The 21,703-nt window shown below is 34.5% G+C and carries 22 protein-coding genes; 10 read left to right on the top strand and 12 right to left on the bottom strand.

What is annotated here, in order from left to right:
• The first annotated feature begins 2 nt into the window (after positions 1 to 2).
• Positions 3 to 878: a crotonase/enoyl-CoA hydratase family protein gene (locus tag NBT05_RS17065; protein WP_265771113.1), complete on the top strand. Its 876-nt coding sequence runs from the start codon at positions 3 to 5 to the stop codon at positions 876 to 878.
• On the opposite strand, the gene NBT05_RS17060 is transcribed toward NBT05_RS17065, so the two are convergent.
• Entirely contained in the window at positions 832 to 1,845 is a 1,014-nt protein-coding gene (locus tag NBT05_RS17060; RefSeq protein ID WP_265771112.1) for an AraC family transcriptional regulator, read from the bottom strand. The two genes, NBT05_RS17065 and NBT05_RS17060, sit on opposite strands and share 47 nt — an antisense overlap.
• A gap of 108 nt (positions 1,846 to 1,953) precedes the next feature.
• Here NBT05_RS17060 and NBT05_RS17055 point away from each other — a divergent pair, with 108 nt between their 5' ends.
• The 3 genes from NBT05_RS17055 (at position 1,954) to NBT05_RS17045 (ending at position 7,104) form a co-directional block, all read left to right on the top strand.
• Positions 1,954 to 4,332 carry a TonB-dependent receptor gene (locus NBT05_RS17055; protein WP_265771111.1) on the top strand — a complete coding sequence of 793 codons (2,379 nt, stop codon included), beginning with the start codon at positions 1,954 to 1,956 and terminating at the stop codon, positions 4,330 to 4,332.
• A 17-nt stretch (positions 4,333 to 4,349) separates the two neighbouring features.
• On the top strand, positions 4,350 to 5,729 hold the full coding sequence (locus tag NBT05_RS17050; protein WP_265771110.1) for a DUF4374 domain-containing protein: 1,380 nt from the start codon (positions 4,350 to 4,352) through the stop codon (positions 5,727 to 5,729).
• 205 nt (positions 5,730 to 5,934) lie between these two features.
• A complete protein-coding gene (locus NBT05_RS17045; RefSeq protein ID WP_265771108.1) occupies positions 5,935 to 7,104 on the top strand; it encodes a PepSY-associated TM helix domain-containing protein in 1,170 nt (389 codons plus the stop codon).
• Positions 7,105 to 7,392: 288 nt separating this feature from the next.
• Here NBT05_RS17045 and NBT05_RS17040 read toward each other — a convergent pair whose 3' ends face one another.
• The 8 genes from NBT05_RS17040 to NBT05_RS17005 all read right to left on the bottom strand — a co-directional run bounded on the left by NBT05_RS17040 (position 7,393) and on the right by NBT05_RS17005 (position 13,747).
• On the bottom strand, positions 7,393 to 8,901 hold the full coding sequence (locus tag NBT05_RS17040; RefSeq protein ID WP_265771107.1) for a class A beta-lactamase-related serine hydrolase: 1,509 nt from the start codon (positions 8,899 to 8,901) through the stop codon (positions 7,393 to 7,395).
• A gap of 377 nt (positions 8,902 to 9,278) precedes the next feature.
• Positions 9,279 to 9,815 (bottom strand): IS630 family transposase, encoded by a 537-nt coding sequence (locus NBT05_RS17035; RefSeq protein ID WP_265770109.1) that lies wholly within the window; start codon positions 9,813 to 9,815, stop codon positions 9,279 to 9,281.
• Positions 9,799 to 10,326, bottom strand: a complete 528-nt coding sequence (locus tag NBT05_RS17030; protein WP_265770110.1) for an IS630 family transposase — start codon at positions 10,324 to 10,326, stop codon at positions 9,799 to 9,801. The genes NBT05_RS17035 and NBT05_RS17030 overlap by 17 nt, the downstream gene beginning before the upstream one ends.
• Before the next feature lie 41 nt (positions 10,327 to 10,367).
• A complete protein-coding gene (locus NBT05_RS17025; protein ID WP_265771105.1) occupies positions 10,368 to 10,658 on the bottom strand; it encodes a helix-turn-helix domain-containing protein in 291 nt (96 codons plus the stop codon).
• A 224-nt stretch (positions 10,659 to 10,882) separates the two neighbouring features.
• Positions 10,883 to 11,515, bottom strand: a complete 633-nt coding sequence (locus NBT05_RS17020) for a hypothetical protein (protein ID WP_265771104.1) — start codon at positions 11,513 to 11,515, stop codon at positions 10,883 to 10,885.
• A 10-nt stretch (positions 11,516 to 11,525) separates the two neighbouring features.
• The gene (locus tag NBT05_RS17015; RefSeq protein ID WP_265771103.1) at positions 11,526 to 11,675 is read right to left on the bottom strand and encodes a hypothetical protein; all 150 of its coding nucleotides are present in this window, start codon (positions 11,673 to 11,675) and stop codon (positions 11,526 to 11,528) included.
• A gap of 3 nt (positions 11,676 to 11,678) precedes the next feature.
• A complete protein-coding gene (locus NBT05_RS17010) occupies positions 11,679 to 12,800 on the bottom strand; it encodes an epoxide hydrolase family protein (protein ID WP_265771102.1) in 1,122 nt (373 codons plus the stop codon).
• Between the two features lie 293 nt (positions 12,801 to 13,093).
• On the bottom strand, positions 13,094 to 13,747 hold the full coding sequence (locus NBT05_RS17005) for a DUF4844 domain-containing protein (protein WP_265771101.1): 654 nt from the start codon (positions 13,745 to 13,747) through the stop codon (positions 13,094 to 13,096).
• 453 nt (positions 13,748 to 14,200) lie between these two features.
• On the opposite strand from NBT05_RS17005, the gene NBT05_RS17000 reads away from it, so the two are divergent.
• From NBT05_RS17000 to NBT05_RS16985, 4 genes are read left to right on the top strand one after another with little or no spacing between them, the layout of a single operon-like run.
• The gene (locus NBT05_RS17000) at positions 14,201 to 14,410 is read left to right on the top strand and encodes a hypothetical protein (protein ID WP_265771100.1); all 210 of its coding nucleotides are present in this window, start codon (positions 14,201 to 14,203) and stop codon (positions 14,408 to 14,410) included.
• Between the two features lie 39 nt (positions 14,411 to 14,449).
• Positions 14,450 to 14,749 carry a transposase gene (locus tag NBT05_RS16995; protein ID WP_265771099.1) on the top strand — a complete coding sequence of 100 codons (300 nt, stop codon included), beginning with the start codon at positions 14,450 to 14,452 and terminating at the stop codon, positions 14,747 to 14,749.
• Positions 14,727 to 15,116: a hypothetical protein gene (locus NBT05_RS16990; RefSeq protein WP_265771098.1), complete on the top strand. Its 390-nt coding sequence runs from the start codon at positions 14,727 to 14,729 to the stop codon at positions 15,114 to 15,116. The genes NBT05_RS16995 and NBT05_RS16990 overlap by 23 nt, the downstream gene beginning before the upstream one ends.
• On the top strand, positions 15,068 to 15,610 hold the full coding sequence (locus NBT05_RS16985; RefSeq protein ID WP_265771097.1) for a transposase: 543 nt from the start codon (positions 15,068 to 15,070) through the stop codon (positions 15,608 to 15,610). Before NBT05_RS16990 ends, NBT05_RS16985 begins: the two co-directional genes overlap by 49 nt.
• A gap of 252 nt (positions 15,611 to 15,862) precedes the next feature.
• On the opposite strand, the gene NBT05_RS16980 is transcribed toward NBT05_RS16985, so the two are convergent.
• On the bottom strand, positions 15,863 to 17,149 hold the full coding sequence (locus NBT05_RS16980; RefSeq protein WP_265771096.1) for a T9SS type A sorting domain-containing protein: 1,287 nt from the start codon (positions 17,147 to 17,149) through the stop codon (positions 15,863 to 15,865).
• A gap of 476 nt (positions 17,150 to 17,625) precedes the next feature.
• Between NBT05_RS16980 and NBT05_RS16975 the strand changes: the two genes are divergently transcribed.
• Positions 17,626 to 19,149 (top strand): IS1182 family transposase, encoded by a 1,524-nt coding sequence (locus NBT05_RS16975; RefSeq protein ID WP_265771095.1) that lies wholly within the window; start codon positions 17,626 to 17,628, stop codon positions 19,147 to 19,149.
• Between the two features lie 142 nt (positions 19,150 to 19,291).
• On the opposite strand, the gene NBT05_RS16970 is transcribed toward NBT05_RS16975, so the two are convergent.
• Entirely contained in the window at positions 19,292 to 19,621 is a 330-nt protein-coding gene (locus tag NBT05_RS16970; RefSeq protein WP_265771094.1) for a hypothetical protein, read from the bottom strand.
• Positions 19,622 to 19,942 carry a hypothetical protein gene (locus NBT05_RS16965; protein ID WP_265771093.1) on the bottom strand — a complete coding sequence of 107 codons (321 nt, stop codon included), beginning with the start codon at positions 19,940 to 19,942 and terminating at the stop codon, positions 19,622 to 19,624.
• A gap of 939 nt (positions 19,943 to 20,881) precedes the next feature.
• Between NBT05_RS16965 and NBT05_RS16960 the strand changes: the two genes are divergently transcribed.
• Positions 20,882 to 21,352 carry a hypothetical protein gene (locus tag NBT05_RS16960; RefSeq protein WP_265771092.1) on the top strand — a complete coding sequence of 157 codons (471 nt, stop codon included), beginning with the start codon at positions 20,882 to 20,884 and terminating at the stop codon, positions 21,350 to 21,352.
• Positions 21,353 to 21,703: the final 351 nt, after the last annotated feature.

Here is a 21,703-nt window from a genome sequence, read left to right as displayed (position 1 = left end):
TTATGAAAGAATTTCAATGTGTTACTTTGGATTATCAAAAAGAAAAACAAACCTTAACCTGGAAAATCCGAAATAAAGGAATGCCCAATTTCTGCCTTGCCGGACTAAAAGAATTCGAGGTTTTTTCGAGATGGGTACAAGCGTATTTTTCGCATCCCGACCGACCCTTACAATTCATTATTTCCGGTTCTGAACATCAAGGGATTTATAATTTAGGAGGGGATTTGCCCTTCTTTTTAGAATGTATTATAAATCGTCAGGTGGATAGGCTTCGAGAGTATGCACACCTCTGCATCAACGCTATTTATCATATCTACAATGGATTTAACCTTCCGGTAATTACACTTGCTCAGGTTGAAGGTAACGCTTACGGAGGCGGTTTTGAATGTGCATTAGCCCATGACTTTATCATTGCCAACGAAACTGCACAACTTGGATTACCAGAAAATAAATTTAACTTGTTTCCGGGAATGGGTGCTTATAGTTTACTCTACCGAAAGCTCAATCATAGCGATGCTGATATGATTATTCGTAGCGGAAGCGTTTACAAATCCCGCTTTTTCGAATCTTTGGGTTTGATACACGAAGTTGCTGAAGAACATAATATGATATCAACAAGCGGAAATATACTTCAGAAACTAGCTTGCCGGTTTAATTTTGAATATCATCATATGCAATGTAAAAAACTGGTGAATCCACTGCAAAAAGAAGAATTATTGAATATTACGGATATTTGGGTAGATGCATGTATGAAGACAAACGCTTCGGATTTACGGAAAATGGAAATCTTAGCAGCTGCACAGCGCAGAAAATTGAGTGTGGGGTTGGTTACTACCCAATCCCAGCCTCACGTTCGCTACGAAACTTCTTTGGAGTAATTCCTTCGATTTTTTTAAAGGCGGCGGAGAAATGAGTGGCATTTTTATACCCTACGAGTTCGGAAATTTCGTAAATGGGTTTTTTACTGTGGAGTAGTAATTTCCGTGCATGATCCATACGTTGTTGTAGGGCATATTCAAAAATAGTTTGCCCAAATACCCGTTTAAATTCTTTCTTGACGACAAAATCATTTATTCCTACTTCTTTGGATAATTGTTGGATGGAAACCTGTTGGGATAGGTTAGCTAAAATAATTTGTTGTACTTGATAAATTTTTTTTGTGGTTTGAGTATTAACCGTGGTAGGATCTATAGATATTTCCTTTTCAACATCTAACTGTAAAGACAATAATTCCAATACTTTAGATTCTAAAAATAATCGCTTAAGAATGCCCTTACGGGTATCTTCCAAAATTTCAGTGAGTAACACTTGGGTTTTAGAAGGAATGGGTTGCGTAATGGTATCAGTGGTAGTTAACCTAAAGGTTTCTTGTAAATCATATTCCTGATCTAATGAATGGTTTTTAATAAAATTAGCACCTAACTTAATTTTAATTTCTTTAAAACGTTTTCCTTTTGGGATTTTAATGTTACCTGCCGTTTTAGGGATATACCTAAAGTAGCTCTCGGGGCCTTCATAGATCAAGTCTTTTTTTAAATGAGTCAGTGAAATAATCTGCTCTCCTTCCAGTAAAAAAGAAAATTCTAAGACTTCATCCGTACGAATACCTGAAAGGTTAAGATCATCAAATAAGGTAAAATCGATAATGCTTAAGTATACACCGTTAAAGCTGTAAAATTCAAAAAAACCATTACCAAACGTGGGAATAAAATTATAGCGAAAATGGCGGATTCCACAAATATCAGATTTAGACACCGCTTGTAATTGCAAACGCCAAAAGTCCTTACACTCCTCAGTATTCGTTAAAAATATCTCCGTAGTTTGATCACGTCTTTTTTTATCCATTAAACGTCATTTTGATCAGTAACAAACCAATAATTTTGCATTAATTTTATTTAGATTAAATATAAATAACAATGTAAATCTAAGTAAATAGTTTCATAAATACCGCCGATGAATTTGTTTTTTTTAAAAAAAATATATTGTTATCTATGCTTCTTCGGATGCATTTATCAGAGCTATTCTCAATCTAAAATTACAGGGACAGTTACCGATGAATCATATCAACCCATAGTAGGTGTTACCGTTTCTGTTGTTGAAAAAAAAGGGGTTGGCACTCTGACGGATGTTGCGGGTAATTTTAGTCTTACGCTTCCAGAGGGTTCGTTTACGCTAAGTTTTGATTACTTAGGGTATCGTTCACTTACTTATACAGTAGAGGTGGCTTTAACTTCAAAAGAAAACATTGCTATTGTTTTAAAGAGAGATGAAGAATTATTAGAAGATGTTACTGTTATTGGTAAAAGTGAAGCGAATCGTATTAAGGAACAGGCACTTACCGTTAATGTTATTGAAACGGAAGGATTAAAAAATAGTAGCGTAGATATTAATATGCTACTCAATACCTTACCGGGGGTAGTAGTAAGAGAGAATGGTGGGTTAGGTGCGGATTTTAGTTTTTCCATTAATGGATTCTCTGGGAATCAGGTACGATTTTTTATTGACGGGATTCCCCAAGATAACCTGGGGTCTTCGTTGACTTTCAATAATTTTCCAGCTAATTTGGTAGAGCGAGTTGAAGTTTACAAAGGAGTAGTTCCTATATTTTTGGGAGCTGATGCACTGGGAGGTGCGGTTAATATTATCACCAATCAGAAAAAAGAGTCTTTTCTTGATGTAGCTTTTGATACCGGATCTTTTAACACCCAGCGAGCTTCGATAAATGGTAATTATTTCAGCAAAAAAGGATTTACCCTAGCGGTAAGTTCTTTCTTTAATTATTCGAATAACGATTACACGATAAATGGAAATGAATTTAATCAGGATGGATTTACGCTAAGAGATTCCTTAGGTAATGAAACCGGAGAACGGCAGCCTACCGCACAACGTTTTCACGATGCCTACACCTCGGGTATGGTCTGGTTAAAAACCGGTTGGGTCGCTCAAAAATTTGCAGATAAGCTATTATTGAGTGCCATTTATTCAGCAAATGACAACGAAATTCAGCATGGAATTACGCCCCAGGTGCCTTTTGGAAACGTCCGCAGAAAAGAACAAGCGCGACTTATTTCATTACAATTTCAAAAAGACTCGCTTTTTAGTCAAAACATAAAAGCTAAAATTTACGGAGAGTTTGCAGAAGTCACCTCTAAAATTATCGATACCTCTTCCCAGGTATTTGATTGGTTGGGCAATTCAAGAATGCGATCGAATACGGTTTTGGGAGAAACCGGAAGGTCCAAAACTTTATTTCAGTTTGATGATTCCCGAAGAATTGTGAATGCTTCTTTTCAATATAAAATTAATTTTCAGCATACCATTAATCTCAATTACACTAAAAATTATTTAAAAAGACAAGGCGAAGATCCATTGAGCGTAATTCCTATCGCGTTTGAAGATCCGCAGGTAATTGATAAAAATATTATCGGGCTATCCTATTCCCTAAAAGCATTTGAAAACCAACTCTCGGCCACTGCTTTTACTAAAGGTTTTTTTGTTGGAATTGAAAGTGTTTTGGAAGATGTATTTGCCAGTAATCCGGATGAGCAATTTACCAGTTTTGAATCAACGTACAATAATTTTGGATATGGGATAGCTGTTTCGTATCAAATTCATCCTACCCTACAGGTGAAATTTTCCTTTGAAAATACCTTTAGAGTACCGGAGGGCTATGAGTTTTTTGGAGATGGACTTAATTTACTCCCTAATCCTACTTTAGAACCCGAAGAAAGCCAAAATGTAAATGTTGGAGTGCTTTGGAACTATCGAGCTGACAATACGAATCAATACCAGATCGATGCAAACCTCTTTAATCGCAACAGTAACAATCGACTTTTTTTATTTACCCGGGGTGTACAGGGGTTTTATATTAACCTGACTGACGTAAATACCATAGGCGTTGACGGACAAATAAGCATAAGCCTGCAAGATAATTTGTATCTGAAAGCTAACGCCACTCACCAATACCTTACCAATACAGATACTGAGGAGCGTATTGCTAATGAACCTTATTTTTTCGGAAACCTGGAAACTGGATATACTTTTAAAAACCTGATCAGAAAACAAGGGGATCTATCTTTAAAATGGAACACTTTGTTTACCGAAGCCTTTCCTTCACAATCGTTTACCAGCGCTGCCGAAGATGAACGTTTTTCGATTCCGCAACAATGGTCTCATAACCTAGAATTCGGGTATAGCCTACGTAATAATCAATATAATCTCTCATTTCAGATCAGAAATATTACAAACGCCCGATTGTACGATAACCTGAATGTACAAAAACCGGGTAGGGCATTTTTTCTAAAACTCAGGTATTATTTAACTAATTCGTAAAACATATTATTCTTATTATGAACATTTCTAAATATTTCAAAAACGCTTTACCATACGCCTTTGTGGGTGTATCACTACTTTTTGTTTCCTGTAACAACTCTGATGATGATACTCCGAACCCGGATCCAGATCCCGGAGTAACGACTTCGTCTAAATATGTACTAAGTTTTCAGGATGTTGCCGCAGACAATTCAACCGTAGACTTTTTATTAGAGGTACCGGATTTAGCCTCCTTACAATCAGGAGAGCTATCCGTTAAAGGTCAGGGAATTCCGCAGATTGGTTGGCGTTTTGCAGAGCAGGCAGGAAATTCTGTTTTTAGTATTGGATTTTCGGATGATAATAGAGCCATAGCGTACCAGTTGAACGAAGAAGGAAGTTTAACAGAACGTACCAATTTTACCTTTGACAATAACTTGGATAAAACCATCGCCCGAATTGATAAGAATACACTTTTAACTGTGGATTTAGCCAGGGCTGTCGCGGTGTCTGCGGATAATGTACCTTCAATTCCCGAATTGGTTTTTACCATTATAAATGGAGAAACAGGTCAGGCAGAACGCATTGAAAGTAGTGCAGTAGACAATCAATTGAACTTTCAGAACGATCCCGAGAATCCGGTAAACCTCGAAACCTCATATCTACCCTGGATTACCGGGATGGAACTTAGAGGAAATCAATTATTTGTTTCCTATCATAAACTAGCTGTAGATGGTTCTTTTAAAATGATAGAAGCCGATAAGGCCAACGTAGCTATCTTAAATTATCCAGAAATGACGGTTAGTACCTTGCTAGAAGAGGACAGAGCGAATGCTATTGGTATCAATAGCCAAACCGGGTTGCATCAAACGGAAAATAATACCATGTATACCTTTTCCTCTTCAGCATCTAATGTAATGGGATTCTTTGGAGAAACCGATAATCCTACGACCATTCTTCGAATTCTTCCTGGAGCCACTAATTTTGATGACACCTATGATTTTGATGTTGAAAATGCGCCTAACGGAGGTAAAATCTTTTGGATGGACTATGTCGGAAACAACAAAGCTATTGCCCGGATATTAGCAGAAGATAATGTGACAGATATCGGGGATTGGGGCGTATTTAGTGAACAAGGTAATTTCTTTAAATTGGTTATAATTGACCTAGAAGCAAAAACCGTTACAAATGTTTCCGGAATGCCCTTACATGCTAATCGCTATACCGCGAATACTTATTTAGAGGATGGAAAAGCATACATCAGTGCGCGAACCGGAGCCGCAACCGAGGTCGGAACCATATCGGATGCCGGCGAGACAAGTATCTATATCATAGATCCTGAAGCCGCAACCGCCATCAAAGGAGCAACCATTGACGGAGTCGCAGTAAAAGGTATTTTTAAGATTAGTAACGAGTAGCTTTTAGTTTGTGATCTGTTATAAGTCTATATGGCTCTAGTTTGTAATAGCGTTGGTGTATTAAAATTACCACAACTATTTTATTTACAAACATCTATACTATCCTAAATGCTTTCCAAAGGAAAGGACTTTAAGCTACCTTTCCTTTGGGAAGGGCTGGGGATGGGATTAACAACCTAAAATAATTGAAAGGAAAATTCGAAATATGGTCGAAAAAAAGAGCAAAAAAAACAAAAGAAAACTGATTCTTCAGGTTCATAAAATCCTGGGGTTACTTACCGGAATTGTTGTCCTTATTGTATCAATAACCGGATGCTTGTGGGTTTTTAAAGAAGAGATTGAAGGTTTCTACGATGATTATAGTCAGGTTGCTGTACAGGAATTGAATTTTATAGATGCATCGCAAGTGAAAACTATTGCGGAAAGCATTATACCCGGTAAAACTATTCATGGTGTTATTTATGGTCCGCCAGACGAAGCGTTGGAAGTTGTTTTTTATGAAGCCGAACCCGAGGTTTTTTATCAATCGGTATTTCTCAACCCTTACACGGGAGAATTTCTAAAAAGAATTGATCGGAATTCCGGTTTTTTTGCTTTTGTACTGGATGGTCATTTACATTTATGGCTGCCTAAAGCTATCGGTTCCCTAGTAGTATCCTATGCTATCTTGTTATTTTTATTAATCATCATAAGTGGACTGATTTTATGGTGGCCTAAAAACCGGAAAAACTTTCGTCAACGACTACAGTTCCACTGGAAAAGTTCTACCCGATGGAAACGTAAAAATTTTGACCTACATACTATTATTGGATTTTACATTTCTTCTTTTACCTTAATTTTTGCTTTTACCGGATGTATCATGGCGTTTAACTGGTTCTACTTTATTGCCTACAAAGCAACCGGGGGTGATAAAGATCCACGGTTTGTAGTACCCAATAGCGAAATTGCGTATAATCAAACTTCCGAGGAACAACTGGCATATGACCAATTGGTTCCGCGATTAAAAGAAACCTATAAAGAAGCTAAAAGTTTTGAACTGCACTACCCGGAGAGTGATACCACTTCTATCTTGGTAGAGGTAAGTAATTCCAAAGGTTTATATTATAATATGGACTATTTATTTTTTGACCAAAACACATTAAAAGAACTGGAAGTTAATAGCATTTATGGCAAGTATCAGAACGCAGACTTTGCAGATAAAGTTATCCGAATGAACTACGACATTCATATTGGGGCTATCGGGGGACTTGCCGGAAAACTTATTGCCTTCCTGGCGAGTTTAATTGCAGCATCACTGCCTGTTACCGGTATTATATTATGGTATGGCAAGAAGTTTAAGAACATAAAGAAGCCAGAATTAGTTCTCAAAAATTGAAGCCTGTTAACTTGAACACGAAAATCCTTAAAACATAAAGTATTAAGGATTTGTTAATAAAGTGACCTCGACAGGACAGAGTTCAAACTTTTTACGTTCAGATATTAGCCTAATTATTTGTAAATCAATGAGTTTTAAAAATAGTTATTTTACATAATAATTTCGTCAATTTCTTAAATTTTTTAACGTTTTTTGAAAATTATTTTCAGAACATCTTACTAAAAATTACTATAATATTCAACGAACCTTCTTTCAGGGAAGCTTACATTGTATGCTGTACTTTTCTAACTATTCCAAATTCCTTCGCACAATTTCTTCTCCAATCTCCCCAAAATATTCAGATATAACTTTTTGCCATAAAATCATTCCGTTCTCTGAATTGGAAAATAGTACCAATCCATCTTTAGAGTTTTTAAAAATTATTACAATGGTCTTCGTTCCGTAATCTCCGCCAGTGTGCATAAACGCTGTTTCATTATTCGGTAGATCAGACAGCATTTGCATTCCTAAGCTCCAATCAATCCCTTTTTTTTCCTGTGCTTGAACTTTTAAAAACTCACTATAATTTTTCTTTGATAAACCAGCTCCATTTAAAATATGCACTAAAAATTTTGAGTAGTCTTCAACTGTCGTCAATAAATTTGCCGAAGCATTTGCGTCAGTATATTTTTCGTAGTTTATTGGTTTTCCGTTTTTATCATGTTCAACTGCGTATTGTTTTTCATCAATCTTATCAGTCCAATAATAATGTGTGTTATTCATTCCGAGTGGATTAAACAATTTTTCTTGAGCAATTTCTTCAAAAGGATGGTTTAATTTCTTTTCAACAGCTCTACGTAAGTATTCAAAGCCTTCTCCGGAATATTGCCATTTTGTTCCTGGTTCAAATTGAAAAAACAATTTATTATCATCTGATAAATATCTCCAATTTGGAAAACCTGATTGATGGGATAAAATATGCCTTGTAGTTAGTTTATTTAAATATTTACTATCTTTTATATCTTCGTCTATAAAATATCTTGAAACAGGTTCGTCCAGATCCAAAACTCCTTCATCAATGAGTTTTAATACAACAAAGGCGGTAATTGGTTTTGTTAAAGATGCAACTTTGTATATACTATTACTCGAAATTGGTTGACCTGACTTTTTGTTTCCAAAGGTTCGTATTTGTTGAAGACTACCATTTTTAATTACCCCTAATGCTATGGATGGAATTTTGTGTTTTGTTAATAGTTCTTCTATTTTTTTGTCATTATCAAACAAAGGAAAAGCATAATTAGCATTAAATTTTTCACCATAGTCTTTTACAGGTTTATGGTCATAACTTAAAATTCTTTTAGCTTTCCAATTTCCATTTTCTATAATCCAAGTGGTTATAAATTTTGCATAACCTGTAATGTAAATATCTTTGTTTTGCTCTTTTATATAGAAATTATGTTCACCTTTTTGTATAGCACCGTATAGTTTTTTGTTGTTCCTTAAAGGATAAACTTCAAGGGTTTCAGGTAGCAATTTACGTATTGGTTTATACTTTGAATCACCACATATATTTTTTGAAAAAGCCTTGTAAAACTGTTCCAAATTTTGACTACCACCTAAGTCGTGAAAGAACTCCAAATCTTTGTGAAGTACTTTTTTTAAAGCACTGTAGTTACATTTATTAAAGCCTTCATCAAAAGTTAGACTATCAGCTTTTTTTAGTTCAATAAATAAGACTGAATTTTTTTCGACTTGTGCAATGCTATTTTCAACTATTAGAATTAATAAGATTGCCAAAATTGCTTTGTAGAATTTCATTTGAGTTTTAGTTGATATTTGAGATTACAAATCTCTTGATATCAACTAGAAAATGAGTAAACTTATTCCCGACAATTATATGACAAACTCCTGACATGAATTATAAAAAGCTGAAATCTAGCTTTATACATAGTCTTTTGTTTCTATCTAATTCTATAGTGTTTCTAACAATTATAAATAAATTGATAATAGGAAAACTCACTAACGACATTAAAAATAATTGTCTTGTAATTCCAAACCATTTAGGTATAAATAGGCATAATATAATAACTACAAAAGCTATAATTGTGTACAAAATTTGTACTGAAATAATTTGTTGGTTTATCTCATTTACTTGTTTTTTAAACTTTGTAATAAAAAATGGTATTATATTAAGTCTAAAAATTAATTTCACAAATTTTAATCATTTTCTGATTTGGCTTTTGAAAATGCGAAAACATTTTCCAGAAAGCCACTTTTCTCTCTTCTAATGAATGAAGAAAACGGTTGTGTGAGATCTTTTTTCTCATAAACCACCATGCTCTCTCTACAGGGTTGAGTTCCGGACTATACGGGGGCAAGTATACGATCTCAAGTTTTGGGTGTTTCTTTAACCATACTTTTAGTAATTTTGCATGGTGAAACTTTACGTTATCCACTACCATAATAATCTTAGTGTGTTTTCTATAGATGTGCATTATTTTTTTCAAGTGCTTTTTAAAACTTTGATAGTTCCCCCTTTGATGAAAGGTAACGGTAATTTGCCCGGTCTCAAAATTGTAACTCCCCATAGCTGTCTGGCGTTCCCTTTTTCTTTGTTTGCAGATTGTTTTAGGTTGCTTGCCCTTAGGTGACCATTGATAACTTACAGTGGCAATGTTTGACAGGGAGAACTCATCTTCAAACAAAAGTACCGTGTCAGCAGGACTCTCCAAGAGTTTTTTTTAACTCCTCTTTGAACTCCCCTTGTTTCTCAAGATCAGCTTCCGGATAGATGCCTTTCGATTTCTGATAGCTAAAGCCAAGGCCCTTTAATATATTATAGATCTGAGCCCGTTTGTAGCTAACCCCCATATGTTTCTCAATCCAATCAATAAGTAAAGGACCGTTCCAGGTAGCTGAGTTGTACCCGTAATCCTCCGGGGTTGCCTCTAGAATTAATTGGCTCAACTCCGTTTTTTGATCCTCTGTAAGCTTTGGTTTGCGCCCTCTACCTGTTTTATCCTTTAGCCCTTCAATACCTTCTTTTTCAAACCTGGATACCCAGTTTAAAATTTGCTTAAAACTTGTGTTGTACAACGCCTCTAGTTCCCGGCTTGGCTTTCCTAAAGAAACTTGGTAAACGGCATACAAGCGTAAACCTATTTTGTATTTATCCTCGTTGTTGAAAAGTGCCTTTATTTGATCCGGTGTATAACCAGACACTTTACGTGTAGATCTACCCATATGTTTTTAACAAAGATAAACCTTTTTTGTGTAATAAAATATTAGACTTTATATAAAATGTTGAATGGTGGAAAAATTACACCAAGTATTGATGACAAATTGATATATTTCGCCATTTGATAATCTATAGCTTTTTTATCTGACAGCGATTTATTTTCTTTTAAGTTATCCTCTGAAACTCCTAAGGCTTTTGCTAAAACTTTTAAAGTATGCCCTTTTGGTTCTGTTCCTTTTTCGATACGCTGAATAGTTCGAGTAGAAACCCCTGCTTTTTGGGCTAATTCCTCTTGAGTGAGATTAAGTTTTTCACGATATTCTAAAAGTTTATTCAATTTTAAAATGTTTTTTTCGTAAAGCACACAATGTTTCTTCTAAGTGTAATGTAAGAGCAGAAAAACAACTTCCATATTGTTACAGCCTTTAGCAAAATCTTTTTGTTTTGATTTATTTTTTTCCAAATTAAAACCTTTAAGATTTCACGGACTTCATAAAAATACGCAAACACTGTGAATAAATTACCTTTACCCAACGTGCACTTAGATTTTGTTACGTACCATTATTTTTCGCACCGCTTTTTATTCATTGTTATTTGACGTGCTATATTTATAAGTTTCCTTTTATATTTATTTTCCAGTGACAAATCCAAAATAGGAATGCCTAGCGTTAAAATTTGGTCAAAACAAACCGTAGAAAGATGGATTTGTCCTTTTACAGTTTCTTGGTCATTAATATTAATATTATCAGTGAGCTTATATTTCCATAAGGCATATTTTCTAGATTGAAGGTTCCCGGACATCGTTAGGGCATCCGAAATGTTTACTTTCAATTCATTTTTCATATATTCCAATTCATAGGTTAAATACCCATTTAGAACTTTTGCTTCATCTGTTGAATTGACTTTCTTTAGATAGCTAGAAATTGGTATAATCGCTGATTGTATTATTATATTATCTACAGCTATAAAATGCGTATTATTTGCAATATTAGTTTCTCCCTCCATTTCTACTTCTTCGATTTTTCTGCCATTAATTCTAACAGTGAAGTGACTCGTATTTCCACAATATAGTAGCTCTACAAATCTTTTATTTATTTCAATTTTCGAGAAATATATGTCTGATTCCACTTCTTGTCCGTAAGAAAATATAAAGTTGAAATAAAGAAAATAAAGTATATATTTTTTTATTGCCATAATCTCATTGTTAGGTAGTTATAGTATTGCAGAATGCGCGGGTGGCTATTGCAAGTGGGCGGGCGGTTCGCACTGACCAATCCGCCGAACCCAAGCCAGCGGGATAGGTACTTACCGCCTTATTTGCAATAACCGGTGTTGTACATAGTGCTTTTCGCACGGCTTAATTTAGTTTTTTAAAAAAGGTCCTTATATCATCCGCTAATAATTTTGGTTGTTCCAACGCTGGAAAGTGTCCACCTTTGGGTAATTCTGTCCAATGAACCAGATTTAAACCTTTTTCAATATATTCTCTTGGGGGTGTAGGAATCTCTTTTGGAAATTTTGCAAACCCGACTGGAATATTGATAAAATCGTTATTTCCAAATTTCATTGGATTAAGGCTAATTTCGTAATACATTCTAATTGACGAGTGTATTGTTTGAGTTAACCAATATAGGGTCACATTTGCCAGTAGCTCTTGTTTTGTAAAACTATTTTCTATGTGTCCATTGTTGTCACTCCAAGCGTGGAATTTTTCGATTATCCAGCCACAAAGTCCAATTGGTGAATCATTTAGTCCATACGCTAATGACAAAGGTTTTGTACTCTGAAGGATAGCATAGGCACCTTCTTGTTCATTCCATTCTCCAATGCGCTTTTGGAACATAGTTATATTAGTATTTTCGTTTTCCTTAAAATAGGGTTCATAGGAATCAGATATGTAATTCAAATGCATTCCGATAATACTTTCGGGATGTTTTTGTGCAATTTTTATGCTAATTCCTGCACCAATATCTCCGCCTTGAAGTCCATATTTATTATACCCAAGTTTAATCATAAGTTTATGCCATAAATCAGCATTAAATCCATAGTCACTCCCGTTGTTTATCGGCTTTGTTGAAAATCCGAATCCAATAATTGAAGGTATAACCAAATCAAAAGATATATCTTCCGATTCTGTCAAATATGGTACGATTTTGAACATTTCAAGAAATGAACCAGGCCAACCGTGAGTTATGATGATTGGAATGGCATCTTTCTTTTTACTTTTAATGTGAAGAAAATGGATTTTATTGCCGTCAATGTTCGCTATAAAATTTGGAACGGAATTTATTTGTTTTTCTGTTATTCTCCAGTCAAATTCTTTTTGCCAATATTCCGCTAATTCCTTTATATATGATAAACTTGTTCCGAATTTCCAGTCCGAATTTTCAATTTCATCGGGCCATCTGACTTTTTCGATTCTTTCATTCAAATCGTCAAGTGCTGATTGAGATATTTTCACCTTAAATTTTTCTATCATCTTGATTTTTTCAGCATTGTGCACAATGCTGGGCGGTTATGGCGTGTTTTTACGAAGCAAGATATAAAATATTTTAGCGGAGTAAAAATGCGTTATGCTGCCTACGGCTGGACAAGTAACAGCAAGTTCTTGCCCGTATTCCGCTCCCGACGGTGACGGGCAAGAACTGGTGGCTTAGCCGCCCCCTCATTCAAGCCCATACGGAGCGTAGCAGAATATGGACTTGAACATTAAGTATTTGAAACGTAGCCTGTCGATAGGCGGTTATGATTTTATATATAACGTTAGAGGCTTTATTTTCTCCAATATTTTATTTGTTCCAACCGCTCCTTAGCTTGTTCAAAATTATATTCATCTTTTCTCAATTGTTCAACAGGCTCATATTCACCAAATCTTAAAGATTTAATATTAGGTCCTTTATCAATTAAGTTTAACTCTCCACAATTTTTACATTTCACAATATCAAATACGTAGTCTGGAATTCCTTCTTCCTTCCCTATTATAAAAGTTTCAAGTTTACTTTTACATTTCGTACAATTCTGACTTAAAATCTCAATTATTTTTTCTTTTCCTTTTAATGCATTTGAGATGCTCATAATTCCGCTTAATAAGGATCCATACATCCATGAATTAAGTTCATTATTTATATCTACGGAAACTATGTTAGCCAACTCATGAAAACAATCGCAAATAAACTCTTTTTCTTCTGTGTCTAATTGGTTTTTATCTATTGATTTAAGTCCTTTTTTGAGAGTTCTTTTGAATATTCGGTCATTATTTTTTTGTTCACAGTCTTGAATAAGAGACTTACAGCAATTGTTTACTCCAAGGCTCATAACTCTACAGATTTCATCCGAAGAAGGGTTGAGTCCACGCTTTTCCCATTCGGAACAATTAAATTTTTCTTTAGTCAGGTAATTTCTAAGTTTGTCTATTGTATCAGTCATTACAATTTATTGCTTCTAATGCTCGGGCGGCTATAGCGTGTTTTTGCAAAGCAAGATATGAAATATCTTAGTGGAGAAAAAATGTATTATTCTGCCTACAGCTGGACAAGTAGCAGCCAGTTCTTGCCCGTTCTCCGCTCTCGGCAGTGACGGGTAAGAACTGGTGGCATAGCCGCCCGCACATTCATGCCCATACGGAGCGTAGCGGAATATGGGCTTGAACGGCTAGTGTATAAAATTGTAGCGAGCAAAAAGATATTACATTTTCGAATTAGAACTGAGTCAAATTTTTATATTTTGTTTTAACTTTTTCGTTTTAAAGCCAAATCAAAAATTTGGCGGACTTTATAAATATATACAAACCTTTCGATTAAGCACTTATTAGCTATGTTTTATACACCTTGTGGCTGTTGCACAACTTTCTAGACATAGTATTTTTTAGTATCTTTAGTTATGCAAGGCAAGAAGAATTATCAGGAGAAGTTATTCCAGCAGTTTCAATTATCGAATTGCCTTCCGGAATCCAATTTTTATCGCAGGCTTCACTCACTTTTAGATTTGAACTTTCTTTATCAAAAAACCAAAGTATTTTACGGCACTTCGGGTCAAAAGAGTATAGATCCTGTGGTGTTTTTTAAACTATGTTTGGTAGGATATTTATAATATCTCATAAGCGATCGAAAACTCATAACGCATTGCAGTATGCGTTTGGATATTTTATTTTTCTTGGGCTATGATGTTGATGAAGAACTACCATGGCATAGTACCATAAGTAGGACCCGGCAGTTGTTTGTTGAAACTATTTTTGAGGGTGTATTTACACGCATACTTAGTAGGTGTATAGAAAGCGGTATGGTAAGCGGTCATACTCAAGTTATGGATAGTGCACCGGTAAGAGCAAATGCTTCAACGAACAGTTTAGAGCTAAAGGTTCCCAAGCAGGGTTTAGAAGCTCATTTAGCGGAGTCATATCAGTGCTATGGACAAAGAACAGTATGGTAGGGCAAAAGCGAATAAAGCTACAGAAGCTCAAAAGATGATAATCGCTACCCAAGCTGAACTAAAAAATATAGAAAGCCGTCAAAAGAAATGGAGAAAAGACCAAACGCAAAGACCGGGGGCAGGCAATAAAGGTTCCAAATACACCAGTAACAAAACGTATTACAGTCCAACAGACCCTGACCCTCGCATAAGTGTAAAACCAGGCAAAGCCAGAAAGTTAAACTACACTAGTCGGCTTACTGTAGATAGTGCCATGCATGTAATAACTGATATTAAAGCTTATCATGCCAATGCTAAGGATAACCAGCATTACAAGACATGGTCAAACGTACCAAACAACGGTTGTGGAAAGAAGGATTACAAGTAGAGAATATATTAGCAGATAAAGGCTACAGTAGTGAAGAGAATTATGCTTTTTTAGAGAAACAAAACTTAACAATCTACATTCCACCTCATGGTACTTATAAAGGCTGTCCCGATGGATCTACGTATAATGAAAGAGAAGATCATTTTACTTGCCCACAAGCTAAGGTGATTCCCTTTAGAAAGGTGTTTTTAGATTACCGAACTAAAACAAAGAAGAAAGAATACCGTGCATCGAGCAAACTTTGTAAAGACTGCCCAATCAAAGCTACCTGCATTAGAAAAGTAAAAGAGAAACGTATAACAGTTACCTATTACCGTGAAGAATATGAGAGGAACGACAAAAGGGTATATAGCCATCTGGGCAAACAAATGAAAAAGATAAGGCAGTCGCGTGTGGAACCAGTATTCGGTACACTTACCCAATATCTAGGTATGCAAAAGATAAATGTCAGGGGAATTTCTGGGACAAAAAGTGCATGCATATGGCAGCAATAGCTTATAACCTCAAAAAACTATTAAAATACACAATTAAAAAGCCAAAAAAGCGGAGCTAAAACTGCCGTATTGTCAAAGTTGGAAAAATGGGTAATTATAAAGTTCAATGATTACTTTTTAAGACCTCTAAACTTAGATATGAAATAACTAAAAGTTGAAAACCACATCTCATAAAAATGCCTAAAAACAAGTAAGATTAGTAAAATTTAACCCAAATTCAGGTTGCGCAACAGCCACTAGTGATAGCAAATGTTACTTTTTAACAAGTTTTTTATTTATAATTCTATTCCCAAAAGTTAAATTCATCATATAAATTCCAGAGTTTAAATTTTGTAAATTAATTTCTGTTTCAGATATATTGTGATTTATTAAGGAATAAACTATTTGACCTGTAAATGAGTAAATATTTATTGTTAGTTCAGCTACTGTTTGCTCTAAATTTATTGAAAGGTTATTTAAAAAAGGATTTGGGCCTATAGAAGGTTTATTTAGTACAATATCAAAATCTTCGTTTATTGATAATGTCCGGTCTTTTATTACTTCAGAAGATATAATCTCGCAATTAGTATCATAAATAGAATAGCTAATAAGTCCTAAATTTAAATTATCAAAAGCATCTTTAAGTTTTTCTTCTATTGAATTTTGATCTTCTAAGCACCAACAGTTTTTAGTTAAATCTTTATTAATATTATCGGTGTTCTCAACATTGAATATTGTATTATTACAAATTTGATTATCCTTAATAGGTGCAGTATATCCGTCATAATTAGAGGTTTTTATACCTATTTCGTTATTTGAAATATTACAGCTTCGAATTTCAAAACCTTCAAAAAAACTATCTACACCAATCACATTGTTGGTTATAATACAATTTTCCAGTAAGCCTCTTCCCCCATACAAAGCATTTTGATTATTAGTAAACGTAGAGTTGCTCACATCAACCCGCTCCGTTGAATATAAACCATAATCGTTATTAGTAAAGGTAGAGTTCGTTATATTTTTATCAGCACTAGTTATACAGTATATGTTATTTGTGAATTCACAATTATCTATATCAATATCGTAACCAGTATATCCAGTCATTGCTGATTGATTATTGTCAAATCTAGAATTTTTGTAATAGATTGGACCTCCGTCCCAGCAACATTCAGTATTATTGGAGGAAGTTGCATAAGAAAAGTCACAATATTCAAAACTTGCTTTGGCACCCAAAGAATTCTTAATTTTTATTCCATTCCAGTCTCCTCTAGAAGGAGGTGTGTTATTGGACGTAAAAACAATTCTACTTGTCATGTTTCCAATAGCTATTAATTCGCCTCTTATTTCCATTTGTTTACCTGTGTTAAATTTTATTTCTACACCTGGTTCAATAGTCAATTGAACATCTGGAAAAAGGACTACGTTATCAGTAACAATATATGGACTGTTAGCTATATCAAAGGTAGTATTGGAAAAAATACCTCCACTTATATTTGTTTGAGAAGATCCTTGATAACAGATAACAATAAAAAGAATTTTGAATAGTAGTTTTTTGTTCATTTTTTTAAGGTTTAATTTGTTTTAATATTTGCTAATGCGCGGGCGGCAATAGCAGGTTTTCACGTAGTAAGATACGAAATATCTTAGCAGAGTGGAAATATGTTATAACAGCCAGTTCTTGCCCGTTCTCCGCTCTCGGCGGTGACGGGTAAGAACTAGTGGCGTAGCCGCCCGCACATTCAAACCCATACGGAGCGTAGCGGAGTATGGACTTGAACGGCTAGTGTATAAAATCGTAGCGAGCAAAAAGATATTACATTTTCGAATTAGAACTGAGTCAAATTTTTATATTTTGTTTTTAATTTTTCTCTTTTTAAAATCCAAATTAAAAATTTGGCGGACTTTCTAAATATACACAAACCTTTCGGTTTAGTACTTATTAGCTATGTTTTATACACCGTGTGCTTGTTACACAAGATAGTAAAAAGCTAACATTGGGTTAATATGTTTAGTTCATTGATTTACTATCTTGAAGTATGCAAGGCAAGAAAATATATCAGGAGAAGTTGTTCAGTAGTTTCCAGCTTAGTGATCGTGTTGGCAAAGGTAATTTTTACCGCAGGCTCAAAGAGGCTTTGGACCTGGACTATTTATACAATCTTACTTCAAAGTTTTATGGTTCTAGCGGTCAAAAAAGTATTGATCCAGTGGTTTTCTTCAAACTCTGTTTGGTAGGTTATCTGGAGAATATCATAAGTGACCGCAAGCTTATTGATCACTGCAGTATGCGACTGGATATTCTTTATTTTTTAGGGTATGATATTGATGAAGAACTTCCTTGGCATTCGACTATCTCGAGAACACGTCAGTTATTTCCGGAGTCCATATTTGAAGAGGTCTTTACAAAAGTACTTGAGTTGTGTATGGAAAAAGGTATGGTCAGTGGTCACACCCAAGCTATTGACAGCGCCCCTGTTAAAGCTAATGCCTCCATGGACAGTTTAGAGCTTAAAGTCCCAAGTCAAGATCTGGATGCCCACCTGGCAGAAGTACGCCATATCAGCGAAAGGGATAAACAAACCTTCAGAAAAGCCAAGCAGGATAAATCCAGTAAAGACCAAAGAATCATTACTGCTAATGAGAAAGAACTGCAAGGAATCACTTACAGGAACAAAAGATGGTCAAAAGATCAGGATCAGCGCCCGGGAGCTGGAAACAAAGGAAGTCGTTATACGAGTAATAAAACTCATTACAGTCCCACAGATCCGGATGCAAGGATCAGTGTTAAGCCAGGTAAGGCCAGAAAACTGAACTATTTAAGCCAACTCAGCGTAGATACAAACAACCACGTCATTACCGATATAAAAGCTTACCATGCAGACGGCAAGGATAACCAGCAACTACCTGATATTGTAAAGCGCTTACAAAGGCGGTTATGGAAGCAAGGTATGTTTTGGGAAAATTGTGTAGCTGATACCGGTTATAGTAGTGGAGAGAACTATGCATTTCTGGAAAGTCAAGGTATAAAAAGTTTTATACCGCCTCACGGCACCTATAAGGGTGGTCCGGATGGTTTTCAGTATATAGAAACAGAAGATCATTATCTGTGTCCCAAAGGAAACGTAATCCCATTTACCAAAGAGTTTTTAGATTATAGAACCAAAACAAGAAAGAAGGAATACAGAGCCAGTAAAAAGATATGTACCGGTTGTCCACTGCGTAAAGAATGCCTAAAGAGCAGTCAGGAGAAACGAATAACGGTTACTTATTACCGGGCGGAATATGAGCGTAACATAGCTAGAGTAAACAGTAAACAGGGGCGCTATATGAAAGCCAAACGGCAGAGTACTGTGGAGCCGGTATTTGGGACTCTTACCCAATTTATGGGACTACGAAAAATTAATACCATTAGCATTGGACAGGCTAACAAAGTAATGCACTTGGCGGCTATTGCTTATAACTTAAAGAAATACCTGAAATTCACCAAGAAAAACCCAATAAGTAAAGTGGGAGTCTGTTTAGCCCATAATTTTTCGATTAAAATGCCTTTTAAGGCGTAAAATAAGCAATTTAGCGCTAGTTGTGTTAAGGTAGTTATGAATATATCCCTCTAGAAAATTAGGGCTTAAACTCAAGATTATTGATTGTCTTTTGACTTTTTAGGGGCTTGTGCAACAGTTACCCGTGTTGGCAGTAGTTTTCTCAGAATATTTTCCACCATTTTTTCTTTTTTCCATAATTATTGATAAAATAAGCTTCTCCTTTTAAATCAATCCTACATTTTTTAAATGCAACTTTTAATATGGGATTGTCCTCAATTTTTATATTTGATTTTGGATAAGAATTACCTGAACTCATTATTGATGCTATAAAACCACCTGTGTTCATCATTTCAATTGCCCAATAAAAATCATTTTCCTTTCCGTCAAATTTGGTCATCAATTCTTTAACAATCAATTCGTCATTTTTGATCCCTTTTTCTCGGCATTCAAGAATACAGTCTACAATTCTTTCAGCTATTTGGTCAGTCATTTAAATTTTGTCTTTAATTGGTGGCGCAGAATGTAATTCAGTTTCCCAATCTTCATAAGGTGGTTCAACTTGAAATTTAGAATCGCAATATGAACGAATATAATCAACAGCTCTTTTTTCAGCATACTTTGCGTTCAATACAGTTCCGTTTTCATCCAGTTCAATAACATTTGTAAATATTGCAAAAGCTTGTTCTATTGCACTTGGTTCTTCTCCAAACAAATCCAAATATTCAACTCCTTTAAGTTGATAGTGTGTCCCGCTTGCAATGAAATAAGCAAATGTTCTTAATGCTCCGCTAAATGAATTACTTAATTTCATATGTTTTGTCAAATTACTGCCAACAACAATATAAAAGACATATATCCTTAATATTCCATATATTTTCTTTGCAAATCTAAGGGAAATTACACTAATTTAAAAGTATTGTATGTACATCCATTTCGGCTTATAAGCGTACAAAAACTTTTACAAGTTGATGATTACCAGTAATAGTAAAACTTACCTCGCCTTTTAATTGTAAAACAATCGGAGAGAATAAATGCATAAAATAAGGCGATTAATTACATCGCACCTTTCGATTTAATAGATTTAAGAATACCTTCTTTACTTCCGGAATTAAATTACATTTTTAATTTCCTCTGATTCATTTCATTTTTCCGTGAACTCATGACATAGCTATTTTGAAGACTGCTTTCTCAGAATACTTTTGGCGTATCATTCATTAAAAACCAATAATATTATGAAAACCATCACCACACTTTTAATTGCTTTTATCTTTTCGTTTAGTTTCGGACAAGACTTTACCGGAAAAATTGTAGACCCATAAAATCAACCTATTGCCTATGCTAACATCACTGCAAAGGATAAAACTAATAATTCCCTAATCAACGGTGTAGTTTCTAATGAAATGGGGATTTTACCATCCATATCAAGAATAAAAACATATATCTGGAAATTAGTTTTGTAGGATTCGTAACCAAAAAAATATACCCCACCCAACCGATCGTAGGTACCATCGTTTTAGAAGAAGGAGGGCAGGAGTTGGATGAAGTAGTAATTACCAAGCGAAAACAACTAATCCAACAAAAAGTAGATCGATAAGTGACCAACATATCTAATATGGTCGCTCCAAAACAGCCAATTATATCTAAAAATGAAGTTTTATTTATAATATTTTGTAAGTATTTAAAATAAATACGTCAATACTTACATCATGACAAGCTCAAAAATTTAAAACATAAACTTTTTTAGATAATTATGAGAAAAATACTTTTTTTACTGTTACCGTTATTAATACTTTCTTCTTGTGGGGATGATGACAGCTCTTCAAGCAATACTGAAAATGAAAACTCTCTAACTATAGAAGATGTCGCAGGTACTTGGAATATTGTAGATATAAGAATTAATGATAAGAGTTTAGATTTATCAACTTGCCAATCTTTAGAATTTATTGAAATTTCATCAGACATGACATTTACACAAGCCTTTTTTGAACCAATTGAATCATCTCCGGATACTTGCGGTCCTGCTCAATTTGTAAATGGTACTTTTGAAATAATTTCTTCAGATCAAGGTAGGGTTGAATTCTTAGATAGTTCAGGAAATCTAGATGAGACTATAACATATAGTATTTCTTTGGAGGATAATAATAATACCTTAAAATTGACAGAAATATTTAGTAATGAGGATAGTGATTCAAACACATTCCTGTTAATTTATTCTAGATAAAGAATTTAGCTATTCTTTTTAAAATTTTTTACAAATATGTAAGGTTTTAAAAATAATCTTTTCAAAATAGTAAGCACCTATTTCGGGTAGTAATTTAAAATATTACTACTGTATTGTTAGTAACTCTATTTTAAAAACAGCTTTTAATTTGCAGGTTTAAAATAAGAATCTGGCTGTTTTTATGGACTAAGAGCTGTTGTGTTGTGTCGATTTTATTGTAAAACATACTGGTTCGATTTCATGTAGGATTTTGTGAATTATCGAAGAATACAATATCTTTTTATTGTAAACTATTTCCAGGTGTTATTGAATAAAATGTGAAAGCTTTTTTTAAATCTTAAGTTCTAATTT

Origin of the sequence: Aquimarina sp. ERC-38 (assembly GCF_026222555.1) — a bacterium.
GTDB lineage: Bacteria > Bacteroidota > Bacteroidia > Flavobacteriales > Flavobacteriaceae > Aquimarina.
The sequence above is the reverse complement of the archived record's forward strand: the minus strand, read 5'-3'. Positions and strand labels throughout refer to the sequence as shown.